Origin of the sequence: Leclercia sp. UBA1284 (assembly GCF_002308415.1) — a bacterium.
Lineage (GTDB): Bacteria > Pseudomonadota > Gammaproteobacteria > Enterobacterales > Enterobacteriaceae > Enterobacter > Enterobacter pneumoniae.
Window position 1 is genome coordinate 399,555 of sequence record NZ_DBUS01000006.1, and the last position, 22,926, is coordinate 422,480.

Sequence of the window (22,926 nt, forward strand, 5' to 3'; positions counted from 1 at the left end):
GCATGATAGTCAGCCTGAGACCGACTACTCTTTCTCGGCAATGTACGGATCCTCATAGCCCAGAGCAAGCATTATCTCTGTCTCGAGGGACTCCATCTCTTCCGCTTCCACATCTTCAATATGATCGTACCCCAGCAGATGCAGGCTGCCGTGCACCACCATATGTGCCCAGTGGGCCTCGAGCGGCTTCTGCTGCTCTTGCGCTTCCTGCTCAACTACCTGACGGCAGATGATCAGATCGCCCAGCAGCGGCATTTCAATACCCGGAGGGGCTTCGAAGGGGAAAGAGAGCACGTTGGTCGGCTTATCTTTCCCGCGGTAGGTCAGGTTAAGCTCATGGCTTTCTGCTTCATCCACCAGGCGAATCGTCACTTCTGATTCTTCCTGAAACTGAGGGACAACGGCATCCAGCCATTTCTGAAATTGTGCCTCTTCTGGCATGCCGGAATTATCTTCACAGGCCAGCTGTAAATCGAGGATCACCTGACTCATTTATGTTCTTGCTCCTGCGCTTCGCGCTTACGTTCTGCGGCCAGTTCGGCCTTGCGCTTCTGATCGGCCTCTTCCCAGGCCTCATAAGCGTTAACGATGCGGGCAACCACCGGGTGGCGCACCACGTCTTCACTGTGGAAGAAGTTAAAACTGATTTCATCGACTTCTGCCAGCACTTCGATGGCGTGGCGCAGGCCAGATTTAGTGCTGCGCGGCAGGTCAATCTGCGTGATGTCCCCTGTGATGACGGCTTTCGAGTTAAAGCCGATACGCGTCAGGAACATCTTCATCTGTTCGATGGTGGTGTTCTGGCTTTCATCAAGAATGATAAACGCATCGTTCAGCGTGCGGCCGCGCATATAGGCCAGCGGGGCAACTTCAATCACGTTACGTTCAATCAGCTTCTCGACCTTTTCAAAGCCCAGCATCTCGAACAGGGCATCGTAAAGAGGACGCAGATAGGGGTCGACCTTCTGGCTTAAATCGCCCGGCAAGAAGCCCAGTTTTTCACCGGCTTCTACAGCGGGACGGGTAAGCAGAATGCGGCGGATCTCCTGACGCTCCAGGGCATCTACCGCAGCAGCTACCGCCAGGTAGGTTTTACCCGTACCTGCCGGGCCGACGCCGAAGGTGATGTCATGGTCAAGGATGTTCGCGATGTACTGTGCCTGGTTAGGCGTACGCGGCTTAATCACACCCCGTTTGGTCTTGATATGGATAGCTTTGCCATAGTCCGGCACGCTTTCGGCGCTCTGTTCCAGCACGCGGGCTTCTTTAATGGCCAGATGAATCTGTTCAGGTTCGATATCCTGCGTTTGACCGCGCATCGGCGCGGTGTCGACATAAAGCGTGTGCAGAATATCCGCAGCGGCGTTAACGCAAAGGGTGCGGCCGGTGAGTTTGAAGTGATTATCGCGACGATTGATCTCGATACCCAGACGTCGCTCCAGTTGTTTGATGTTGTCATCAAACGGCCCACAGAGGCTCAGCAGGCGAGCGTTGTCTGCAGGCTCAAGGGTAATTTCACGCGTATCTATATTCAAACCGTTCCTCTTGATGTCTCGCATTCCCGAAAAGGGGGCTTTGATGGAATTATTTACGCCACAGAATAAAGGCGCAAGCATTGCGAAGGATATTGGGGGCGGAAGCAGGAAATACAAGGCCTGCCAGAATTGGCAGGCCTGTTGAGGTCAGGGCTGATAAACACCTACGCCAAGGTCGTTCTCTTTACGGGTACGTGCCATTACGGACTCAGGCGTTTGCGCTACGCGCAGGCCCATCTCATCTTCAGTCCGTACCACTTTGCCGCGCAGGGAGTTCGTCAGCACTTCCTGAATTTCGATATCCACGAACTTGCCGATCATATCTGGCGTACCTTCGAAGTTCACCACGCGGTTGTTCTCGGTACGACCGGACAGCTGCATGATGCTCTTACGTGAAGTACCTTCAACCAGTACGCGCTGAACGGTGCCGATCATACGACGGCTCCAGGCGTTGGCCTGCTGGTTAATACGCTCTTGCAGGATATAAAGACGCTGCTTCTTCACCTCTTCTGGCACGTCGTCCACCATGTCGGCGGCTGGCGTACCCGGACGGGCAGAGAAGATGAAGCTATAACTCACGTCGAAATTCACATCGCCGATCACCTTCATCGTCCGTTCAAAGTCTTCATTGGTTTCGCCAGGGAAACCGACGATAAAGTCAGAACTGATTTGAATGTCCGGGCGCGCTTCACGCAGTTTGCGGATAATCGCTTTATACTCCAGCGCGGTGTGGGTACGGCCCATCAGATTCAGTACGCGGTCAGAACCACATTGAATCGGCAGGTGCAGGAAGCTCACCAGCTCAGGCGTATCGCGATAGACATCAATGATGTCATCGGTGAATTCAATCGGATGGCTGGTGGTAAAGCGGATACGGTCGATACCGTCAATGGCCGCCACCAGACGCAGCAGTTCAGCAAAGCTGCCGGTGCTGCCGTCAAAATTCTCGCCGCGCCAGGCGTTCACGTTCTGGCCGAGCAGGTTCACTTCACGTACGCCCTGGGCCGCCAGTTGGGCGATCTCATACAGGATGTCATCGCACGGACGGCTCACTTCTTCGCCGCGGGTATAAGGCACCACGCAGTAGGTACAATATTTATTGCAGCCTTCCATAATGGAGACAAAGGCTGTCGGGCCATCTGCGCGCGGTTCCGGCAGACGGTCAAATTTTTCGATTTCCGGGAAGCTGACATCGACGACCGGGCTACGATCGCCGCGAACCTTATTAATCATCTCCGGCAGGCGGTGCAGGGTCTGAGGGCCAAAGACGATATCCACGTAGGGGGCTCGCTGGCGAATCAATTTCCCTTCCTGCGACGCAACGCAGCCGCCCACGCCGATAATCAGCTCCGGATTTTTTCGTTTCAGAAGCTTCCAGCGACCTAACAGGTGAAAGACTTTTTCCTGCGCTTTTTCACGAATTGAACAGGTATTCAGCAGCAGCACATCGGCTTCTTTCGCATTTTCAGTCAGCTGGTATCCGTGGGTAGCATCCAGCAGATCGGCCATCTTTGATGAATCGTACTCGTTCATCTGACAGCCCCAGGTTTTTATATGGAGTTTTTTAGTCATCGACATGCTCATGCTCAGGATTGCAGGGCGCGTATTGTAATGCTTTGGTCCGGTTGTGACCAGTATGAAGGTTGTCGGCCTCATGGGGAAAAAAATCCGGTAAACTTAAGGGATTCTCCAATAAGGACAAATGACCATGACTATCCAACAAGCCGGAGTCGCCGTCGTCGGCGGCGGTATGGTCGGCGGGGCGCTGGCGCTGGGGCTGGCGCAACAAGGGTTCGACGTTACTGTAATTGAACAGGCTGCGCCGCCTGCATTTGACGCCGCCGGAAAGCCGGACGTGCGTATCTCTGCGATTAGCGCCGCCTCGGTGGATCTGCTGCGCGGGCTGGGCGTATGGGAGGCGGTGCTGGCCATGCGCGCTCATCCCTGGCGTCGCCTTGAAACATGGGAGTGGGAAACTGCCCGCGTCCAGTTTGATGCTGCAGAGCTTAAGCTGCCCCTGCTGGGCTATATGGTTGAAAATACGGTTCTACAGCAGGCGCTCTGGCAGGCGCTGGAAGCGCATCCCGGCGTGAGCCTGCGGGTGCCGGCGTCGATTAAGGCTCTCCATCGCCATAACGATCATCATGTGCTGGCGTTGAGCGAAGGTGACGAGCTGGCGGTAAAACTGGTGATTGGCGCGGACGGGGCGAATTCCAGGGTCCGGGAGATGGCCGGAATTGGCATTCATGCGTGGGCGTATCCGCAATCCTGCATGCTGATTACAGTGCAATGCGAGAGCGAACCGGGTGATTGCACCTGGCAACGCTTTACGCCGACGGGGCCCCATGCTTTCCTGCCGTTGTTCGACAACTGGGCCTCGCTGGTGTGGTACGACACGCCCGCACGCATTCGCCAGCTGCAAGGGATGACGATGGAACAGCTGGGGCGTGAAATTGCGCACCATTTCCCGCAGCGCCTCGGCAAGGTTACGCCAGTGGCAGCGGGTGCCTTCCCCCTGGCCCGGCGACATGCGCTGGACTATGCGCGCGAAGGATTAGCGTTGGTGGGCGATGCGGCCCATACCATCCATCCGCTGGCGGGGCAGGGCGTGAACCTGGGATACCGTGATGTTGAAGCCTTACTGGACGTAGTGGGTAATGCGCGCGCTCACGGCGAAGCCTGGGCGAGCCAGCAGGTATTGAAGCGTTACCAGATGCGACGTATGGCGGATAACTTCATCATGCAGTCAGGGATGGATCTCTTTTATGCCGGGTTCAGTAACGACCTGGGGCCGGTGCGGATCCTGCGCAATATTGGTTTGATGGCGGCGGAACGCGCCGGTGGCCTGAAGCGTCAGGCCCTGAAATATGCGTTAGGCCTGTAAGCATTACACTGACGATTCCCTCACCCCTGTGGGTGGGGGCTCAGACCGTACTGAAGACAAAAACAAAAAAGCCCGCAGAGCGGGCTTATTTGTTTTTAAGTGGCTGGGGTGCAGGGATTCGAACCCCGGAATGCTGGTATCAGAAACCAGTGCCTTACCGCTTGGCGACACCCCAATTGCGTTAAACAAACTGCTTAACGACTTTTTAAAATGGCTGGGGTACGAGGATTCGAACCTCGGAATGCTGGTATCAGAAACCAGAGCCTTACCGCTTGGCGATACCCCAACAATTTTTTCTAGTCTACCGAATAAATCGATAGATGACTAATTTGGTGGCTACGACGGGATTCGAACCTGTGACCCCATCATTATGAGTGATGTGCTCTAACCAACTGAGCTACGTAGCCAGTACTGCAATCTTCGATGGCTGGGGTACCTGGATTCGAACCAGGGAATGCCGGTATCAAAAACCGGTGCCTTACCGCTTGGCGATACCCCAATACCGCGGAGAACCGCAAATCGAAGAAATATGGCTGGGGTACCTGGATTCGAACCAGGGAATGCCGGTATCAAAAACCGGTGCCTTACCGCTTGGCGATACCCCATCCGTGCAACGCTTACCTGGGAATGGTGCGGGAGGCGAGACTTGAACTCGCACACCTTGCGGCGCCAGAACCTAAATCTGGTGCGTCTACCAATTTCGCCACTCCCGCAAAAAAGATGGTGGCTACGACGGGATTCGAACCTGTGACCCCATCATTATGAGTGATGTGCTCTAACCAACTGAGCTACGTAGCCATCTTTTTTTCGCGTTACCTTATCGGCGTTGCGGGGCGCATTATGCGTATAGACCCTTGCAGCGTCAACACCTTTTTCAACGAAAATGGCCGGAATGTGACTGTTTGGTTAGGTTGCGAACAGCGTGGCCGAATATTCGGCAATTATTGGTTATTAATCGATTTTACAGCCTTTGGTTCAGAATAAAAAAAAGGCCCCGGAGGGCCTTTTTCGATCGTTCAGATCGGTCGCTCAAATTATTGATAAGCAGACTGGTGAACGCCTACCGCACGCCCTGACGGATCGTTCATGGATTTGAACGATTCGTCCCATTCAATGGCTTTCGCAGAGGAACACGCCACGGATGGACCACCCGGTACGCACTCTGCAGCGCTTGGCACAGGGAAGAGCTCTTCAAAGATTTCACGATACAGATACGCCTCTTTCGAGCCTGGCGTGTTGTACGGGAAACGGAAGCTGGCGGTCTCCAGTTGTTGATCGGAAATCTGTTTTGCCGCCACCTCTTTCAGGGTGTCGATCCAGCTGTAACCTACGCCATCAGAGAACTGCTCTTTCTGACGCCATGCCACGCTCGCCGGCAGATAGGATTCAAAACATTCACGCAGGATATGTTTTTCCATTTTGCCGTTGCCGCACATCTTGTCCTGCGGGTTGATGCGCATTGCCACATCGAGGAACTTTTTATCAAGGAACGGCACGCGCGCTTCCACGCCCCAGGCCGACATCGCTTTGTTGGCTCGCGCGCAGTCAAACATATGCAGCGCCTGAAGTTTACGCACGGTCTCTTCATGCAACTCTTTGGCGTTTGGCGCTTTATGGAAGTAGAGGTAACCACCAAAGACTTCGTCAGAACCCTCGCCAGAGAGCACCATTTTGATGCCCATCGCTTTGATCTTACGCGACATCAAGTACATCGGCGTGGAGGCGCGGATGGTGGTCACATCGTAGGTTTCAATGTGGTAGATCACATCGCGGATCGCATCCAGACCTTCCTGCACGGTGAAATGAATTTCATGGTGTACGGTGCCAAGATGGTTTGCCACTTCCTGGGCGGCTTTCAGATCCGGCGCCCCTTCCAGACCCACGGCGAAGGAGTGCAGTTGCGGCCACCAGGCCTCTGAACGTTCCTGATCTTCTACACGACGCGCGGCAAATTTCTTGGTGATCGCGGAGATCACCGAGGAGTCCAGCCCGCCGGAGAGCAGTACGCCATAAGGCACGTCTGACATCAGATGGCTTTTTACGGACTCTTCCAGCGCCTGACGCAGCTCGGCTTTGTCGGTAACGTTGTCTTTAACGGCGTCGTAATCAAACCAGTCGCGTTGGTAGTACGGGCGGATCTCACCGTCCTGGCTCCACAGGTAGCTGCCCGCCGGGAACTCTTTAATGGTGCGGCAAACCGGTACCAGGGCTTTCATTTCAGAGGCGACATAGAAGTTGCCGTGCTCATCGTGCCCCATGTACAGCGGGATAATACCGAGGTGGTCACGGCCAATCAGGTACGCATCTTTTTCGTTGTCGTACAGGGCAAAGGCAAACATCCCCTGCAGGTCGTCGAGGAATTCAGGTCCTTTCTCCTGATACAGCGCCAGAATGACTTCGCAGTCAGAGCCGGTCTGGAAGGTGTAATGGTCGCTGTACTCAGCACGCAGCGCCTGATGGTTGTAGATTTCACCGTTAACGGCCAGCGCGTGGGTTTTTTTCTCGTTATACAGCGGCTGGGCGCCCGCGTTGACGTCGACAATCGACAGACGTTCATGGGCCAGGATGGCCTTGTCGCTGGCATAGACACCGGACCAGTCCGGGCCGCGATGGCGCATCAGACGAGAGAGTTCCAGTGCTTTTTTACGCAGCTCGCCCGCGTCAGTTTTGATATCCAGTACGCCAAAAATTGAACACATAACCTTCTCCGTTAACCCTGTTGCAGTGTGATGTTGCTTGCTTATGAAAATGCCGCAAAAGGTGAGAGGCGGCAAGGGTTTTGCCGGCTAAAACGAAAATAACGCAATGGTCATTGCTGAATGTTGAAAAATGCGTATGTCTTAACCTTATTCTTTGATGAATTGTTAGTGAAGAGGGGTTTTTATTAGATGTGATAACTTTTTGCTGGCAATAAAATGAAAAAACCACGTCGCAGGACGTGGTTTCAGCTTACAGAACATCGATTTCGGCGACCGAGGGGTAAATCCAGCTCGGGCGGAACGGCATGGAGTCAATATCGTCGAGTGTCGAAACGCCTGAGAGAACAAGGATGGTCTCCAGACCCGCCTGGAAGCCGGCGAGAATATCGGTACGCAGGTTATCGCCCACAATCACCGTATCTTCGGAATGGGCCTGCATCTTGTTGAGCGCCGCGCGAATAATCCAGGGGCTGGGTTTGCCCACATAGAATGGCGTGCGGCCCGAAATTTTCTCAATGCCCGCGCAGAGTGCGCCGCAAGCCGGGTAGAAACCGCGACCGTGGGTATCGGGATTGGTGGCGATGAAGCGAGCGCCGTTTGCCACGAAATAAGCGGCTTTGTGCATCATCTCCCAGTTATAGGAGCGGGTTTCACCCACGATGACAAAATCCGGATTCACATCAGTAATAGTGAAGCCGGCTTTATAGAGTTCATGAATTAGCGCACCTTCGCCCACCACATAGGCTTTCTTACCCTCCTGACGCTTCAGGAAATCGGCGGTGGCCATGGCAGAGGTATAAAACACGCTCTCTGGCACATCTACGCCGGCGGTGGCAAAACGGTTCGCCAGATCTTGCCCGGTCTGCGAAGGAAAATTGGTCAGCAGTACCAGCGGCATCCCTTTTTCCATGATGGCGTTAAGAAATTCCGCTGCGCCCGGCACGGCAACGTTGTCGTGCATCAGCACGCCGTCGATATCACAAATTACATTCTTAATGGTCATGGACTGTCCGACATCTGAAAAAGAAGGCGTCACTATAAAACCCCGTTAGCTTTCCAGCAAACGTTGCAGCAGGATCCCGTTAAGCATGGCGCGTTTCACCAGCGCAAAGGCACCAATGGCAGAGCGGTGATCCAGCGTCGAGCGCACTACCGGCAGGTTCTGGCGAAATGCTTTTAACGCCTGGGTATTAATGCAGCCTTCAACGGCCGGTAACAGCACCTTTTCGGCTTCAGTGATCTCACCGGCAATCACCACTTTCTGCGGGTTGAACAGGTTAATGGCGATGGCGATGGTCTTACCCAGGTGGCGTCCAACCTGCTCAATCACTTCACAGGCCAGCGCATCGCCTTTGTTGGCGGCTTTGCAGATCGCGCCAATTTTACACTCTTCCAGGGTCAGGCGGCTCTGGTAGCCCTGCTCGAGCAGGTGGCGCACCCTCTGTTCTATAGCGGCATTGGCGGCGATGGTTTCCAGGCAGCCAAAGTTGCCGCAGTGACAGCGTTCACCCAGCGGCTCTACCTGAATATGGCCAATTTCGCCCACGTTGCCATTACGGCCGATAAAAATGCGGCCATTCGAGATGATCCCGGCGCCCGTTCCACGGTGAACACGCACCAGTATTGAGTCTTCACAATCCTGACTCGCACCAAAGTAGTGCTCAGCCAGCGCCAGGCTGCGAATATCGTGGCCGACAAAGCAGGTGACGTTAAAACGTTTTTCCAGCGCCTTAACCAGTCCCCAGTTTTCAACCTGAATATGAGGCATGTAGCGAATCACGCCGCTTTCCGGGTCGACAAGGCCGGGCAGAATCACGGAGATGGCAATCAGTTCGCGAATTTTACGCTGGTGGGTCTCAATAAAGAGGGCGATGGTATTCAGCAGGGCGTGTTCCAGCGTCTCCTGAGTCCGTTCTGGTAGGGGATAGTGCTCTTCGGCAACGGCTTTACTGCTCATGTCATACAGGGTCAGCGTAGTGTCGTGGCGACCCAGACGCACCCCGATGGCATGGAAATGACGGGTTTCGGTAATGATCGAGATGGCGCGACGGCCTCCGGTGGAGGCCTGCTGATCCACTTCTTTGATCAGGCCGCGCTCAATCAACTGGCGGGTAATTTTCGTGACGCTGGCGGGGGCAAGCTGGCTCTGTTCCGCGATCTGAATTCGGGAGATGGGCCCATGCTGGTCAATCAGGCGGTAAACCGCCGCACTGTTCAGCTGTTTTACGAGATCAACATTACCAATTTGAGCTTGTCCGCCTGATGTCATACTTTTACTTACTCAGTGACGACCTCGTTACCGTTAACGATGGTCTTGATGATTTTAAAATCGTGCGTGAATGCGGTCAGGTTTGCCACCATGCCTGGCGCAATGCTGCCCAGCCTGGTCGCGACACCCATCGCGCGCGCCGGGTAGAGCGTTGCCATACGCAGGACTTCATCCAGCGCAATACCACAGTGTTCAACCAGATTGCGGACACCTTCGATCATCGTCAGCGCAGAGCCGCTGAGGGTGCCGTTCTCATCCACGCACAGTCCATTCCGGTAGTATATTGTTTTACCAGCAAAAATGAACTGCTCAATATTTGCACCTGCGGGCGCGGTCGCATCTGTAACCAGACAGAGCTTGTCGCCTTTGATGCGTTTGGCATTGCGGATATTGGCATAATCTACGTGCAGACCATCCGCGATGATGCCGCAATAAACGTCTGGCTCATCGAAAATCGCACCAACCAGCCCTGGTTCACGCCCGGTAATATAGGGCATTGCGTTATAGAGATGCGTCGCAAAAGTAATGCCCGCGCGGAAACCGATTTTGGCTTCTTTGAGGGTAGCGTTGGAGTGGCCCGCAGAGACCACGATATCCGCGGCAGACAATTTGCTGATGACCTCAGGCCCGGCCATTTCAGGTGCCAGGGTCACTTTAGTAATCACGTCGGCGTTAGCGCACAGGTAATCCACCAGTTCGTTATCCGGTTTACGTACGTAGTCCGGGTTATGGGTGCCTTTTTTAACGATATTGAGCCACGGCCCTTCAAGATGCAGACCCAGAGCCTGATTCGGGTGTTGGCTCAGGTAGTCGCGCATGACCGCAATACCCTGTTTCATCAGCTCATCGCTGGTGGTAATCAGCGTCGGTAAATAGCTGGTGCAGCCGGATTTCTCATTCGCTTTCTGCATGATCTCCAGCGTTTCCACCGTGACCGCTTCAGCCGTGTCGTTAAACTGCACGCCGCCGCAGCCGTTAAGCTGCACGTCGATAAAACCGGGGGAGATGATGGCACCATTCAGCGCGCGTTGCTCGATGTCCGCTGGCAGTTCGCTCAGCGGGCAGATACGTTCAATCAGGCCATTTGCGACAACAATCGCATGGTCATCCAGAATTTCATGGCCGGTATAAATCCGACCGTGGGTTAAAGCGTACATAACGACCCCCGGTGTTTAAAAAACTGCCCGCCCCAAATGAAAGAGGCGGGGCTATATTACAGACCTTTGATGTTTTCTGCTTCTAACTCGTTGAAGTATTTCAGCGTTTTGACTTTCAGTTCCATCGTAGATGGCTCATCACACACCACAACGGCCTTCGGATGCAGCTGCAGACAGCTGATGGTCCACATATGGTTAACGTTGCCTTCAACGGCCGCCTGCAGCGCCTGCGCTTTCACGTTGCCCAGCACCAGAATCATTACCTCTTCTGCATCCAGCAGCGTACCCACGCCAACGGTCAGGGCGTATTTTGGTACCTGATTAACGTCGCCGTCAAAGAAACGGGAGTTTGCCACGCGGGTGTCATGGGTCAGGGTTTTAATACGGGTGCGTGAGGCCAGGGAAGAGGCGGGCTCGTTAAACGCGATATGGCCATCGTTGCCCACGCCACCCATAAACAGGTGAATTTTACCGTAAGCACGGATTTTTTCTTCGTATTGGCGGCACTCTGCGTCAATATCAGGCGCGTTGCCATCCAGCAGGTTGATGTTTTCAGCCGGGATATCAACGTGGTCAAAGAAATTACGGTGCATAAAGCTATGGTAGCTTTCCGGATGCTCCTTCGGCAGGCCAACGTATTCATCCATGTTGAAGGTCACCACATGCTTGAAGCTGACCTGGCCCGCTTTGTGCATCTCAACCAGAGCTTTATACGCAGTAAGAGGCGTGCCTCCGGTCGGCAGACCGAGTACAAAAGGACGATCGGCGGTAGGTTTGAACGCGTTGATACGGTTTACGATGTGGCGTGCAGCCCATTTACCGACCTGTTCTGCTGTAGCCAGGGGGATCAGTCTCATTATTCACCTCTGAGTTTGAAAATAAAAAGTTGGCGGATTGAGCGCCTGGGCACGATCTAAGCCTAACCTGGTTCTTGCCGTGAGGGGTCAATTCGTCTTGATTTTTTGAATCATAAAATAAGTTTTCGCTGTTTGCCAGTGCAGGGAGGGGTAATTAACGATATTTGGTGACAAAAATCACAAAAAGTACGCGTTTAATTTGCGATACGAATTAATTTTTCACACACTCAATCAGCCAGTGAATCATCAACTGTATTTATAAGTTAGTGACACAATAAAAACACAGCTGAGAACGCGCCTTAACGGGGTCTCATAGGGGGAAGAAAGTGAGTATTCTAGGTTATTTACAAAAGGTTGGCCGTGCCTTAATGGTACCGGTCGCCACGCTGCCAGCCGCAGCGATATTAATGGGTGTCGGTTACTGGATTGACCCGGTGGGTTGGGGTGGAGACAGCGCGGTAGCGGCGTTCTTCATTAAATCCGGTTCTGCCATTATCGATAATATGTCCGTTCTGTTCGCCATTGGCGTGGCGTACGGCATGTCCAAAGATAAAGACGGTGCTGCGGCACTAACCGGTTTTGTGGGCTTCCTGGTGCTGACCACGCTCTGCTCGCCTGCTGCGGTTGCAATGATTCAGAAAATCCCGGCGGAACAGGTTCCGGCGGCGTTCGGTAAGATCAGCAACCAGTTCGTGGGTATTCTGGTGGGTATCATCTCTGCTGAGCTGTACAACCGCTTCAGCGGCGTAGAGCTGCCGAAAGCGCTCTCCTTCTTCAGCGGCCGTCGTCTGGTACCGATCCTGACCTCCTTCGTGATGATCGTGGTTGCCTTCATCATGATGTACATCTGGCCGGTGATCTTTGATGGTCTGGTGAACTTTGGTGAACATATCCAGAAGCTGGGTTCCGTCGGTGCGGGCGTCTATGCGTTCTTCAACCGTCTGCTGATCCCGGTGGGGCTGCACCACGCTCTGAACTCCGTGTTCTGGTTTGACGTGGCAGGCATTAACGATATTCCTAACTTCCTCGGCGGCGCACAGTCCATCGAAGCCGGTAAAGCGGTCGTGGGTATCACCGGTCGTTATCAGGCGGGCTTCTTCCCGATTATGATGTTCGGCCTGCCGGGTGCGGCGCTGGCTATCTACCATTGCGCGCGTCCAGAGAACAAAGCAAAAGTGCTGGGTATCATGATGGCGGGGGCGTTCGCAGCCTTCTTCACCGGTATCACCGAGCCGCTGGAGTTCTCCTTCATGTTCGTAGCACCGGTACTGTATGTGATCCACGCGGTGCTGACCGGTATCTCTGTCTTTATCGCTGCCAGCATGCAGTGGATTGCAGGGTTCGGTTTCAGTGCCGGTCTGGTGGATATGGTGCTCTCCTCCCGTAACCCGCTGGCGGTTCACTGGTACATGCTGATCCTGCAGGGTCTGGTGTTCTTCGCTATCTACTACGTGGTGTTCCGTTTCACTATCACCAAATTTAATCTGATGACGCCGGGCCGTGAGCTGGCCGTTGCCGGTAGCGAAGCAGATGGTGAAGATGTGAATGTTAGCGCAGATAAAGACCAGGACGTTACAGGTCTGGCGCGTCAGTACATCGCCGCAGTCGGCGGTTCTGACAACCTGACCGGTATTGATGCCTGCATCACCCGTCTGCGCCTGAACGTGAAAGACTCCTCGCTGGTGAATGAAGCGCTGGCAAAACGTCTGGGTGCCTCTGGCGTTATTCGCCTGAACAAAACCAGCGTGCAGATTATCGTTGGCTTTGTAGCTGAGAAAATTGCTAACGCGATGAAAACCACTGGCCCGGTAGCAGCGGCAGAAACCGCGCCGGCGCCAACAGCCGCACCGGTTGCAAAACCGCAGGCTGTACCTAACGCCGTCACCATCGCGGCGCTGGTCTCTCCGGTTACCGGCGAAGTGGTAGCGCTGGAGCAGGTGCCTGACGAAGCCTTTGCCAGCAAAGCGGTAGGCGACGGCGTTGCCGTGAAACCCACGGAAAAAACCGTGGTTTCTCCAGCAGCCGGTACCGTGGTGAAAATCTTTAATACCAACCACGCGTTCTGCCTCGAAACCGACAAAGGCGCGGAAATCGTTGTCCACATGGGTATTGATACCGTTGCGCTGGGCGGCCAGGGCTTCACTCGCCTGGTAGAAGAGGGGGCTGAAGTGGTTGCAGGCCAGCCGATTCTGGAAATGGATCTGGATTTCCTGAACGCCAACGCACGCTCGATGATCAGCCCGGTGGTTTGTAGCAACATCGACGACTTCAGCGGTCTGGTTATTCAGGCGCAGGGTCAGGTGGTTGCCGGTCAAACCCCACTGTATGAAATTAAAGGCAAGTAAGTGCTCCTGAGTTAGCGTTGATGCCTGAGCGGCGGGGATATCCCCGCCGCTTTTTTTTGCAGCACTCGCCCCCATTATTTACATCCAGGGCGTTTTTAGAGGTTGTCACTGCGACCAGCTTATAAGATCATACGCCGTTATATGTCGTTTACGCTTTGAGGAATCCACGATGAGTGAGGCTGAAGCCCGCCCGAGTAACTTTATTCGTCAGATCATTGATGAAGATCTGGCTACTGGTAAGCACACCACTGTTCACACCCGTTTCCCGCCGGAGCCAAACGGCTACCTGCATATTGGTCATGCGAAATCTATCTGCCTGAACTTTGGCATCGCGCAAGACTATCAGGGTCAATGCAATCTGCGTTTCGATGACACCAACCCGGCGAAAGAAGATATCGAGTACGTAGAGTCCATTAAGAACGACGTACAATGGTTGGGCTTCAACTGGTCTGGCGACATCTGCTACTCCTCTAACTATTTTGATCAGCTTTACGCCTACGCGGTTGAGCTGATCAATAAAGGCCTCGCCTACGTTGACGAACTCTCTGCTGACGAAATCCGCGAATACCGTGGCTCCCTGACCGCTCCGGGTAAAAACAGCCCGTTCCGCGATCGTAGCGTGGAAGAGAACCTGGCCCTGTTTGAAAAAATGCGCGCCGGTGGCTTCGAAGAGGGTAAAGCCTGTCTGCGTGCCAAAATCGATATGGCCTCGCCGTTTATCGTCATGCGTGACCCGGTGCTGTACCGCATTAAGTTCGCGGAACACCACCAGACCGGGAACAAGTGGTGCATCTACCCGATGTACGACTTCACCCACTGCATCAGCGATGCGCTGGAAGGCATTACGCATTCCCTGTGTACGCTGGAGTTCCAGGACAACCGTCGTCTGTATGACTGGGTGCTGGATAACATCACCATCCCTGTGCATCCGCGTCAGTACGAGTTTTCTCGTCTGAATCTGGAATACACCGTGATGTCCAAGCGTAAACTGAACCTGCTGGTTACCGACAAGCATGTTGAAGGCTGGGATGACCCACGTATGCCGACCATTTCCGGTCTGCGTCGTCGTGGTTATACCGCGGCTTCTATTCGCGAATTCTGTAAACGCATTGGGGTAACTAAGCAGGACAACACCATTGAGATGGCCTCTCTGGAGTCCTGTATTCGTGAAGATCTTAACGACAACGCACCGCGCGCAATGGCCGTTATCGATCCCGTGAAGCTGGTGATCGAAAACTACCCGCAGGGTGAGAGCGAGCAGGTCACCATGCCTAACCATCCAAACAAACCTGAGATGGGCAGCCGTGATGTGCCGTTCAGCGGTGAGATCTGGATCGATCGTGCAGATTTCCGTGAAGAAGCGAACAAGCAGTACAAACGCCTGGTGCTGGGTAAAGAAGTGCGCCTGCGTAACGCCTACGTAATCAAAGCAGAACGCGTTGAGAAAGACGAAAAGGGTACCATTACCACCATTTACTGCAGCTACGATTCAGAGACCCTGAGCAAGGATCCTGCCGATGGCCGTAAAGTGAAGGGTGTTATCCACTGGGTGAGCGCTGCCCATGCGCTACCGGTAGAAATTCGCCTTTATGACCGTCTGTTCAGCGTACCTAACCCAGGCGCTGCGGATGACTTCCTGGCAACCATCAACCCGGAATCGCTGGTCATCAGACAGGGTTATGCGGAGCCTTCTCTGGCGAATGCTGAAGCTGGCAAAGCCTACCAGTTCGAGCGTGAAGGTTACTTTTGTCTCGACAGCCGCTACGCAACGGCAGACCATTTGGTCTTTAACCGTACCGTGGGGCTGCGTGATACCTGGGCCAAAATCGGCGAGTGATCAGGTCAACCACAAACAAACGCCGCTTTTGCGGCGTTTTTTTTTGCTTATCGATCAGGATTTTATTAATTAGCCGCTTTAACCCCTCGCGAAATTAATGGTCAATGAGCTGCTACTTTTTTTATAAAATAAACTTACTCATTCCCTAAAAAATGTACTGTTAGAAAGATTAAAGATAATAATTATTCTTAACTATCGATTTTTACTTGAATTTATTATGAAAATATCTGGCTTCTGTTGAATGTTTCAAAACACTACTGATTATGTGCACTTCGTCATAATCCTGCATTTTCCTCTCTGAAAAGCATTGATAATTCGCGTCGCGAAAAATAGTCTAAAGGCGGTGGCAATTTCGGGGATATTTCCAGCCACCGTGACCGCAGGTCTTTTTTATTTTTACGCCGCTTAAGGCGTTTTTAAATCGTCAATGAGGAATACATTATGCGTACGTTTAATGGCAAACGTAGTGCGCTGTCGCTGGCTATCGCCGGTATCACAGCCATGTCAGGTTTTGTGGTCGCCCCTCAGGTGCAGGCCGCCGGTTTTATCGATGACTCTACTCTGACGGGCGGCATCTATTACTGGCAGCGCGAGCGCGACCGTAAAGATGTTACCGATGCGGATAAATATAAAACCAACCTTTCTCATTCGACCTGGAACGCCAATCTCGATTTCCAGTCGGGTTATGCGGCCGATATGTTTGGTCTGGATATTGCGGCGTTCACCGCTATTGAAATGGCAGAGAATGGCGACAGCGCCCATCCAAACGAAATTGCCTTCTCAAAAAGTAATAAAGCCTATTCTGAAGACTGGTCCGGCGATAAGAGTGGGATCAGCCTCTATAAAGCCGCGGCGAAATTTAAATATGGCCCGGTCTGGGCGCGTGGCGGTTATATTCAGCCGACCGGTCAGACACTATTAGCCCCGCACTGGAGTTTTATGCCCGGTACCTATCAGGGTGCCGAGGCCGGAGCCAACTTTGATTACGGTGATGCCGGTGCGTTGAGCTTCTCTTACATGTGGACGAACGAATATAAATCGCCGTGGCACATCGAAATGGATAAGTTTTATCAAAATGATAAAACCACCAAAGTGGATTATCTCCACTCCTTCGGCGCGAAATATGACTTCAAAAACAACCTGGTGCTGGAAGCGGCATTTGGCCAGGCGGAAGGCTATATCGATCAGTACTTCGCCAAAGCCAGCTACAAGCTGGATGTTATCGGCGGCCCACTGACCACTACTTATCAGTTCTACGGTACGCGCGATAAAGTCAGCGACGGCAGCGTTAACGATATTTATGATGGCACCGCATGGCTGCAGGCGCTCACCTTCGGCTACAAAGTAGGGCAGGTGGATTTACGCCTCGAAGGGACCTATGTGAAGGCCGACGGGCAGCAGGGTTACTTCCTGCAACGTATGACGCCAACCTACGCCTCCTCTAATGGTCGACTGGACGTATGGTGGGATAACCGCTCTGACTTCAACGCCGATGGCGAAAAAGCAATCTTCTTCGGCGCTATGTATGATCTGAAAAACTGGAACCTGCCAGGCTGGGCGGTGGGGGCATCTTATGCTTACGCCTGGGATGCAAAACCGGGCGATATGGCGACCCCAGACGCCTATTACGATCCTAACTACCGTCTGAAAGAGTCTGCTTACAGTCTGGATGCGATTTATACCCTGCAGGATGGGCGTGCGAAAGGAACCATGTTTAAGCTGCACTTCACCCAGTACGACAACCACTCCGACATTCCGAGCTACGCTGGTGGCTATGGCAACATCTTCCAGGATGAGCGTGACGTGAAGTTTATGGTTATCGCACCGTTCACCATTTTCTGATGCGCAACCCGCAGACAGGAGCATAGAGTATGTTGAGAAAAATGGTTCTTGTGGCCGTGCTGGCCTCGGGGCTGGCGGCTTGCGCCCACTCTCCGGCACAGAAAGAGGATTCACGCCTGAAAGAGGCTTACAGCGCCTGTATTAATACGGCGCAAGGCTCCCCGGAAAAACTGGAGGCCTGCCAGAGCGTGCTGAACGTGCTGAACGTGCTAAAGAAAGAGAAAGCACATGAACAGTTTGCCACGCAGGAGAACGTTCGCGTAATGGATTATCAGGCTTGTATTCAGGCGCGTAAAACAGGTAACGATCAGGAAGTGGCAAAACGCTGCGATAAAATCTGGCAGGAAATACGTAACAACAACGCACAGTAAGTGGTTGTTATCATGTCCGGTGGCGCATTCATCTGCGGCACCGGTTTTTTTTGCCTTCTGATGGGCAAAAAAAAGCCAACCGTCAGGTTGGCTCAGAGTACGAGAAGTGATTAACGGGCGTCGTGCGCGTGATCGTCTTCGCGGCAATCGCCTTCAGCACAGTGACCATACAGGTAGAGGCTGTGGTTGGTCAGACGAATGCCATGACGAGCGGCGATTTCGCGCTGACGTAATTCGATGGAATCATCACTGAATTCGATCACTTTGCCGCAATCCAGGCAAATCAGGTGATCGTGATGGTGCTGCTGAGTCAGTTCGAAAACAGACTTGCCGCCTTCGAAATTGTGACGGGTTACAATGCCGGCGTCATCAAACTGGTTCAGAACACGATAAACGGTAGCCAGACCAATCTCTTCGCCCATGTCGATAAGACGTTTATATAAGTCTTCCGCACTGACATGATGGTTTACCGGTTCCTGAAGTACTTCCAAAATTTTAAGACGAGGAAGCGTGACTTTCAGCCCGGCCTTCTTTAATGCGGTATTGTTGTCAGTCATGCGGAATCTGTCCTGTTGCTAAACGATTCACTTCAAACAGAGAAGTGACAGAAAATGCAGTTGAGATAATGCGTCTCATTATAGAACTGCCATGCTTAAATGAAAACTGCAAGCCTCAAGCAAAGTATGCTTATAAAAACGTGGTGCTGCCAACAAAGTTGTTATCAAGCTACCCCGTTTGACCTGGATCATTGTACAGGTATGAAAGCAAAAGTTAAAAATTTGTAGCAATTATTTTGATTGATATTACCTATCAATACAGCGCAGCGCCATCGCTGCGCTGTATTGCAATCAGGCATTGATAATGGCGTCGAGCTGCAGCTCATCACGAATCTGCTTAACCCATTTATCAACGCGCTCTGCGGTCAGCTCTGGCTGACGATCTTCATCGATGGCCAGGCCCACAAAGTTATTATCATCCGCCAGACCTTTAGAGGCTTCGAAGTGATAGCCCGCCGTTGGCCAGTGGCCCACGATCACGGCGCCGCGTGGTTCGATGATGTCGCGAATCGTACCCAGGGCATCACAGAAGTACTCTGCGTAGTCTTCCTGGTCGCCACAGCCGAAGAGGGCAACCAGCTTACCGGTGAAGTCTACCTCTTCGAGGGACGGGAAGAAGTCATCCCAGTCACACTGCGCTTCGCCGTAGTACCAGGTCGGGATGCCCAGCAGCAGAATATCGTAGCCTTCCAGATCTTCTTTGCTGCTTTTAGCTATGTCATGAACATCGGCAACGTCTTTACCCAACTGTTTTTGAATGTTTTTTGCGATGTTTTCCGTGTTACCGGTGTCGCTGCCGAAAAAAATGCCGATGATAGCCATGAGTAAAATAACCTCTTGAAACTTAATAGTATGGTGGCGCAAATTGTCCACGGATAAGGGCAATCATAGCAGAACAGAGAAGCCTGCGGAAACTGCTATCGCGCAGGACTGCACTCTGTGCTACATGAAAACAAGAAGAAGGGGATTTTTCTGACTTAGGCTTTGCCGTGCAGCTGTTCCAGCTGCAGCATCAGCATCTCTTCGATAAGTTCGCTACGGCTCATCTCCCGGGCCGCGGCCAGTTCGTTCAGGGCGTCTACGGCGTCAGCGTTCAATTTTAACTCGACGCGTTTAAGCCCACGACTTTTATCGCGTTTAAGTTGGTTGCGCTTATTGATGCGCAGCTGTTCATCGCGCGAAAGCGGATTGGTTTTCGGTCGTCCCGGGCGACGCTCATTCGCGAACAGATCTAGTGTCGTGCGGTCCGTTTGTTCTTTGGCCATGATTTTGAGACTTCGGGGGAAACAAAGACGCCCTGCTAAAGCCCGGGCGATAAGCGCGCCATCATACATCACCGAAAACAGCACGCCAACGACTGGTCGCCCCCAGACGACCGGTCGCTTTCTTTTTAATCAATTTTTTAATCAATTCTCGCCTTCAGCGAGGTAACGACGGATGGCACGTAGCACGGCATCAGGTTTTTCAGCGTGAACCCAGTGTCCTGCCCCCGCAATGACATGCGCCCGGGCCTGAGGGAATTGCGCCAGAAGTGCTTCACGGTAAGCCTCAGTAACATAAGGAGAGTTGCCACCGCAAATAAAGAGCGTCGGATGCGGCCAGACCGGAACGGTCTGCCAGCCCACAATATTGGCATATTGATCCCACAACACAGGAACATCGAAGCGCCAGGCGCCATCAATAAAGGATTTCAGCAAGAACTGCACCACCCCCTCTTCATCGAGATGCTGGCGCATAATCGCAGCGGCCTGCTGGCGTGTCGTCACCGCTGCGTCCGTGACCGCATTGATAGCAGCAAAGATCTCATCATGACGACGTACTTGATAATCAACCGGCGCCACATCAATGACCACCAGCCCCGCAATGCGTTCCGGGGCCAGCGCCGTCAGCGCCATCACCGCTTTGCCGCCCATCGAGTGGCCAATCAATATGGCTTTCTCAATGTTGTGCGCATCCAGCGTGTCCAGCAGATCCTGAGCCATTGCGGCGTAGGTCATTTCAGAGGAACGGGGCGACTGACCGTGGTTACGCATATCCACCTGCAGGATATCGTGATCGGTGACTAAATCCCGCGCCAGCACGCCCAGGTTATCCAGGCTACCAAACAGACCGTGAACCAGAACAACGGGAGAATTATTGTGCGGCGATTGTGCAGATTGCGCTCGGGTATTTAATTTCATGGCAAAGTTCTTTTTTTACGGATGTCAGGTTAGGGTATTATGTTGACCATTCTGCCGCCCGGCTGCAAGGAAACAGTTTAATCTGACTTTTGCCGCCACTCAGGTTTGACGCTATCCGCTGTTGGGTTTAGACCTTATACTCCCAACGACTTGTATTCAGATAAGATATCGCACTGGATTAAGATGAAAACAATCGAAGTTGATGACGAGCTCTATCACTATATTGCCAGCCAGACCCGGCATATCGGCGAGAGCGCGTCCGACATTTTACGGCGCATGCTGAAAGTTTCTAATGCCACCCTGTCTGCCGCTCCGGCCACCAAAGAAGTGCGCCTGCCTTCTGCGCCTGCGCAAGAAAAGCCGAATACCCCGGCAAAAGACAGAGTGCGCGCGATGCGCGAGCTCCTGCTCTCGGACGAATACGCGGAACAAAAGAAAGCCGTCAACCGCTTTATGCTGGTGCTGTCTACACTGTATTCACTGGATAACAAGGCATTCGCTGACGCAACAGAATCTCTGCATGGCCGCACCCGCGTCTACTTCGCGGGCGACGAGCAGACCCTGTTGCAGAATGGCAATCAAACTAAGCCCAAACATGTTCCTGGTACGCCGTACTGGGTCATCACCAATACCAACACGGGACGCAAGCGCAGCATGATCGAACATATCATGCAGTCCATGCAGTTCCCGGCGGAATTGACTGATAAGGTTTGCGGTACAATCTAACCCTTGCATTGGAAGGATCAGGCAATGGCAAATCACACTCGTGCGGGTCAGCCTGCACAACAAAGCGATTTGATTAACGTCGCTCAACTGACATCTCAGTACTATGTGCTGAAGCCTCAGGCGGGCAACGCAGAACACGCAGTGAAGTTTGGTACGTCTGGTCACCGCGGCAGCGCGGCGCGCCACAGTTTTAACGAACCACACATTCTGGCCATTGCCCAGGCCATCGCGGAAGAGCGCGCCAAAAATGGTGTAACCGGTCCATGCTACGTGGGTAAAGACACCCATGCGCTCTCTGAGCCCGCATTTATCTCTGTGCTGGAGGTGCTGGCTGCCAACGGTGTAGACGTAATCGTGCAGGAAAATAACGGTTATACGCCGACCCCTGCCGTCTCCAACGCCATTCTGGTGCATAACAAAAAGGGCGGGGCGCAGGCCGATGGTATCGTCATCACCCCGTCGCATAACCCGCCGGAAGATGGCGGTATCAAATATAACCCACCTAACGGTGGCCCGGCTGACACCAACGTCACCAAAGTGGTGGAAGATCGTGCTAACGCGCTGCTGGCCGATGGTCTGAAAGGCGTGAAGCGTATCTCTCTGGACGCGGCGATGGCCTCTGGCCACGTGAAAGAGCAGGATCTGGTGCAGCCCTTCGTTGAAGGGCTGGCGGATATCGTCGATATGGCGGCTATCCAGAAAGCGGGCCTGAAGCTGGGCGTCGATCCGCTCGGCGGCTCCGGTATCGAATACTGGAAACGTATCGCCGAGTTTTACAAGCTGGATCTGACCCTGGTTAACGATCAGGTCGATCAAACCTTCCGCTTTATGCACCTGGATAAAGACGGCGCAATCCGTATGGACTGCTCATCCGAGTGTGCGATGGCGGGGCTGCTGGCGCTGCGCGACAAGTTCGCTCTGGCCTTCGCTAACGACCCGGATTATGACCGCCACGGCATCGTCACCCCGGCTGGGCTGATGAATCCGAACCACTACCTGGCGGTGGCGATTAACTACCTGTTCCAGCACCGTCCACAGTGGGGCAAAGAGGTCGCCGTTGGTAAGACGCTGGTCTCCTCCGCCATGATCGACCGGGTGGTGAACGACCTCGGCCGTAACCTGGTCGAAGTTCCGGTAGGCTTCAAATGGTTCGTGGATGGTCTGCATGACGGCAGCTTCGGCTTCGGTGGTGAAGAGAGCGCAGGGGCCTCGTTCCTGCGTTTCGATGGCACCCCGTGGTCTACCGATAAAGACGGCATCATCATGTGCCTGCTGGCTGCGGAAATTACCGCGGTTACCGGTAAAAACCCGCAGGAGCACTATAACGAACTGGCGGCACGCTTTGGCGCACCGAGCTATAACCGCATCCAGGCGAGCGCAACCTCTGCCCAGAAAGCGGCGCTCTCTAAACTCTCTCCGGAGCAGGTGAGCGCAGATACCCTGGCGGGTGACCCGATCACCGCCCGTCTGACCGCGGCCCCGGGCAACGGCGCCTCTATTGGCGGCCTGAAGGTGATGACGGAAAACGGCTGGTTCGCGGCGCGTCCGTCCGGCACTGAAGATGCGTATAAAATTTACTGCGAAAGCTTCCTCGGCGACGAACACCGTAAGCTGATTGAGAAAGAAGCAGTAGAGATCGTGAGCGAAGTGCTGAAAAACGCCTGATA

19 protein-coding genes and 7 tRNA genes are annotated in these 22,926 nt (G+C 53.5%); 7 read left to right on the forward strand and 19 right to left on the reverse strand.

The features are described 5' to 3' along the window. Nucleotides 1-24: 24 nt before the first annotated feature. The 3 genes from ybeY to miaB form a co-directional block, all read right to left on the reverse strand. Complete coding sequence (gene ybeY / locus B3511_RS05100; RefSeq protein WP_286777675.1) at nt 25-492, reverse strand: rRNA maturation RNase YbeY; 468 nt, start codon at nt 490-492, stop codon at nt 25-27. Beyond that, the gene (locus tag B3511_RS05105; protein WP_040076564.1) at nt 489-1,535 is read right to left on the reverse strand and encodes a PhoH family protein; all 1,047 of its coding nucleotides are present in this window, start codon (nt 1,533-1,535) and stop codon (nt 489-491) included. The genes ybeY and B3511_RS05105 overlap by 4 nt, the downstream gene beginning before the upstream one ends. A gap of 147 nt (nt 1,536-1,682) precedes the next feature. After that, the gene (miaB, locus tag B3511_RS05110) at nt 1,683-3,107 is read right to left on the reverse strand and encodes a tRNA (N6-isopentenyl adenosine(37)-C2)-methylthiotransferase MiaB (RefSeq protein WP_040076563.1); all 1,425 of its coding nucleotides are present in this window, start codon (nt 3,105-3,107) and stop codon (nt 1,683-1,685) included. A 136-nt stretch (nt 3,108-3,243) separates the two neighbouring features. Here miaB and ubiF point away from each other — a divergent pair, with 136 nt between their 5' ends. Further along, nucleotides 3,244-4,419 carry a 3-demethoxyubiquinol 3-hydroxylase gene (ubiF, locus tag B3511_RS05115; protein WP_286777676.1) on the forward strand — a complete coding sequence of 392 codons (1,176 nt, stop codon included), beginning with the start codon at nt 3,244-3,246 and terminating at the stop codon, nt 4,417-4,419. Nucleotides 4,420-4,519: 100 nt separating this feature from the next. On the opposite strand, the gene B3511_RS05120 is transcribed toward ubiF, so the two are convergent. The 12 genes from B3511_RS05120 to nagB form a co-directional block, all read right to left on the reverse strand. After that, nucleotides 4,520-4,594: transfer RNA gene (locus B3511_RS05120), tRNA-Gln, on the reverse strand. A 36-nt stretch (nt 4,595-4,630) separates the two neighbouring features. After that, nucleotides 4,631-4,705, reverse strand: a tRNA-Gln gene (locus tag B3511_RS05125). Between the two features lie 44 nt (nt 4,706-4,749). Further along, nucleotides 4,750-4,826, reverse strand: a tRNA-Met gene (locus B3511_RS05130). 17 nt (nt 4,827-4,843) lie between these two features. Continuing rightward, a tRNA-Gln gene (locus B3511_RS05135) sits at nt 4,844-4,918 on the reverse strand. A 31-nt stretch (nt 4,919-4,949) separates the two neighbouring features. Then, nucleotides 4,950-5,024 (reverse strand) — tRNA-Gln (locus tag B3511_RS05140). Between the two features lie 23 nt (nt 5,025-5,047). After that, a tRNA-Leu gene (locus tag B3511_RS05145) sits at nt 5,048-5,132 on the reverse strand. 8 nt (nt 5,133-5,140) lie between these two features. Beyond that, nucleotides 5,141-5,217 (reverse strand) — tRNA-Met (locus B3511_RS05150). Nucleotides 5,218-5,453: 236 nt separating this feature from the next. Then, nucleotides 5,454-7,118: an asparagine synthase B gene (gene asnB / locus B3511_RS05155; RefSeq protein ID WP_286777677.1), complete on the reverse strand. Its 1,665-nt coding sequence runs from the start codon at nt 7,116-7,118 to the stop codon at nt 5,454-5,456. A 250-nt stretch (nt 7,119-7,368) separates the two neighbouring features. Continuing rightward, on the reverse strand, nt 7,369-8,121 hold the full coding sequence (gene nagD / locus B3511_RS05160) for a ribonucleotide monophosphatase NagD (protein WP_040076560.1): 753 nt from the start codon (nt 8,119-8,121) through the stop codon (nt 7,369-7,371). A 45-nt stretch (nt 8,122-8,166) separates the two neighbouring features. After that, complete coding sequence (nagC, locus tag B3511_RS05165; protein ID WP_040076559.1) at nt 8,167-9,387, reverse strand: DNA-binding transcriptional regulator NagC; 1,221 nt, start codon at nt 9,385-9,387, stop codon at nt 8,167-8,169. Nucleotides 9,388-9,395: 8 nt separating this feature from the next. Next, on the reverse strand, nt 9,396-10,544 hold the full coding sequence (gene nagA / locus B3511_RS05170; protein WP_286777678.1) for an N-acetylglucosamine-6-phosphate deacetylase: 1,149 nt from the start codon (nt 10,542-10,544) through the stop codon (nt 9,396-9,398). Between the two features lie 56 nt (nt 10,545-10,600). After that, nucleotides 10,601-11,401, reverse strand: coding sequence for a glucosamine-6-phosphate deaminase (gene nagB / locus B3511_RS05175; RefSeq protein WP_046884281.1), 801 nt, complete (start codon nt 11,399-11,401; stop codon nt 10,601-10,603). A gap of 326 nt (nt 11,402-11,727) precedes the next feature. Between nagB and nagE the strand changes: the two genes are divergently transcribed. The 4 genes from nagE (at nt 11,728) to chiQ (ending at nt 17,796) form a co-directional block, all read left to right on the forward strand. Further along, the gene (gene nagE, locus B3511_RS05180) at nt 11,728-13,746 is read left to right on the forward strand and encodes an N-acetylglucosamine-specific PTS transporter subunit IIBC (RefSeq protein WP_286777679.1); all 2,019 of its coding nucleotides are present in this window, start codon (nt 11,728-11,730) and stop codon (nt 13,744-13,746) included. A 169-nt stretch (nt 13,747-13,915) separates the two neighbouring features. Then, nucleotides 13,916-15,583: a glutamine--tRNA ligase gene (gene glnS / locus B3511_RS05185; protein WP_286777680.1), complete on the forward strand. Its 1,668-nt coding sequence runs from the start codon at nt 13,916-13,918 to the stop codon at nt 15,581-15,583. Nucleotides 15,584-16,024: 441 nt separating this feature from the next. Next, nucleotides 16,025-17,425, forward strand: a complete 1,401-nt coding sequence (chiP, locus tag B3511_RS05190) for a chitoporin ChiP (protein ID WP_040076554.1) — start codon at nt 16,025-16,027, stop codon at nt 17,423-17,425. Nucleotides 17,426-17,457: 32 nt separating this feature from the next. After that, nucleotides 17,458-17,796 carry a ChiQ/YbfN family lipoprotein gene (gene chiQ / locus B3511_RS05195; protein ID WP_414671876.1) on the forward strand — a complete coding sequence of 113 codons (339 nt, stop codon included), beginning with the start codon at nt 17,458-17,460 and terminating at the stop codon, nt 17,794-17,796. Between the two features lie 110 nt (nt 17,797-17,906). Here chiQ and fur read toward each other — a convergent pair whose 3' ends face one another. From fur to ybfF, 4 genes are all read right to left on the reverse strand, one after another. Continuing rightward, nucleotides 17,907-18,353 carry a ferric iron uptake transcriptional regulator gene (fur, locus tag B3511_RS05200; RefSeq protein WP_040076553.1) on the reverse strand — a complete coding sequence of 149 codons (447 nt, stop codon included), beginning with the start codon at nt 18,351-18,353 and terminating at the stop codon, nt 17,907-17,909. Nucleotides 18,354-18,644: 291 nt separating this feature from the next. Beyond that, nucleotides 18,645-19,175 carry a flavodoxin FldA gene (gene fldA / locus B3511_RS05205; protein WP_040076552.1) on the reverse strand — a complete coding sequence of 177 codons (531 nt, stop codon included), beginning with the start codon at nt 19,173-19,175 and terminating at the stop codon, nt 18,645-18,647. A gap of 155 nt (nt 19,176-19,330) precedes the next feature. Then, entirely contained in the window at nt 19,331-19,618 is a 288-nt protein-coding gene (gene ybfE / locus B3511_RS05210; RefSeq protein WP_046886586.1) for a LexA regulated protein, read from the reverse strand. 141 nt (nt 19,619-19,759) lie between these two features. Then, nucleotides 19,760-20,533 (reverse strand): esterase, encoded by a 774-nt coding sequence (gene ybfF / locus B3511_RS05215; protein ID WP_286777682.1) that lies wholly within the window; start codon nt 20,531-20,533, stop codon nt 19,760-19,762. A gap of 183 nt (nt 20,534-20,716) precedes the next feature. Between ybfF and seqA the strand changes: the two genes are divergently transcribed. Both seqA and pgm read left to right on the forward strand, forming a co-directional pair. After that, a complete protein-coding gene (seqA, locus tag B3511_RS05220; protein WP_040076549.1) occupies nt 20,717-21,259 on the forward strand; it encodes a replication initiation negative regulator SeqA in 543 nt (180 codons plus the stop codon). Nucleotides 21,260-21,283: 24 nt separating this feature from the next. Continuing rightward, entirely contained in the window at nt 21,284-22,924 is a 1,641-nt protein-coding gene (gene pgm / locus B3511_RS05225; protein ID WP_040076548.1) for a phosphoglucomutase (alpha-D-glucose-1,6-bisphosphate-dependent), read from the forward strand. Nucleotides 22,925-22,926: the final 2 nt, after the last annotated feature.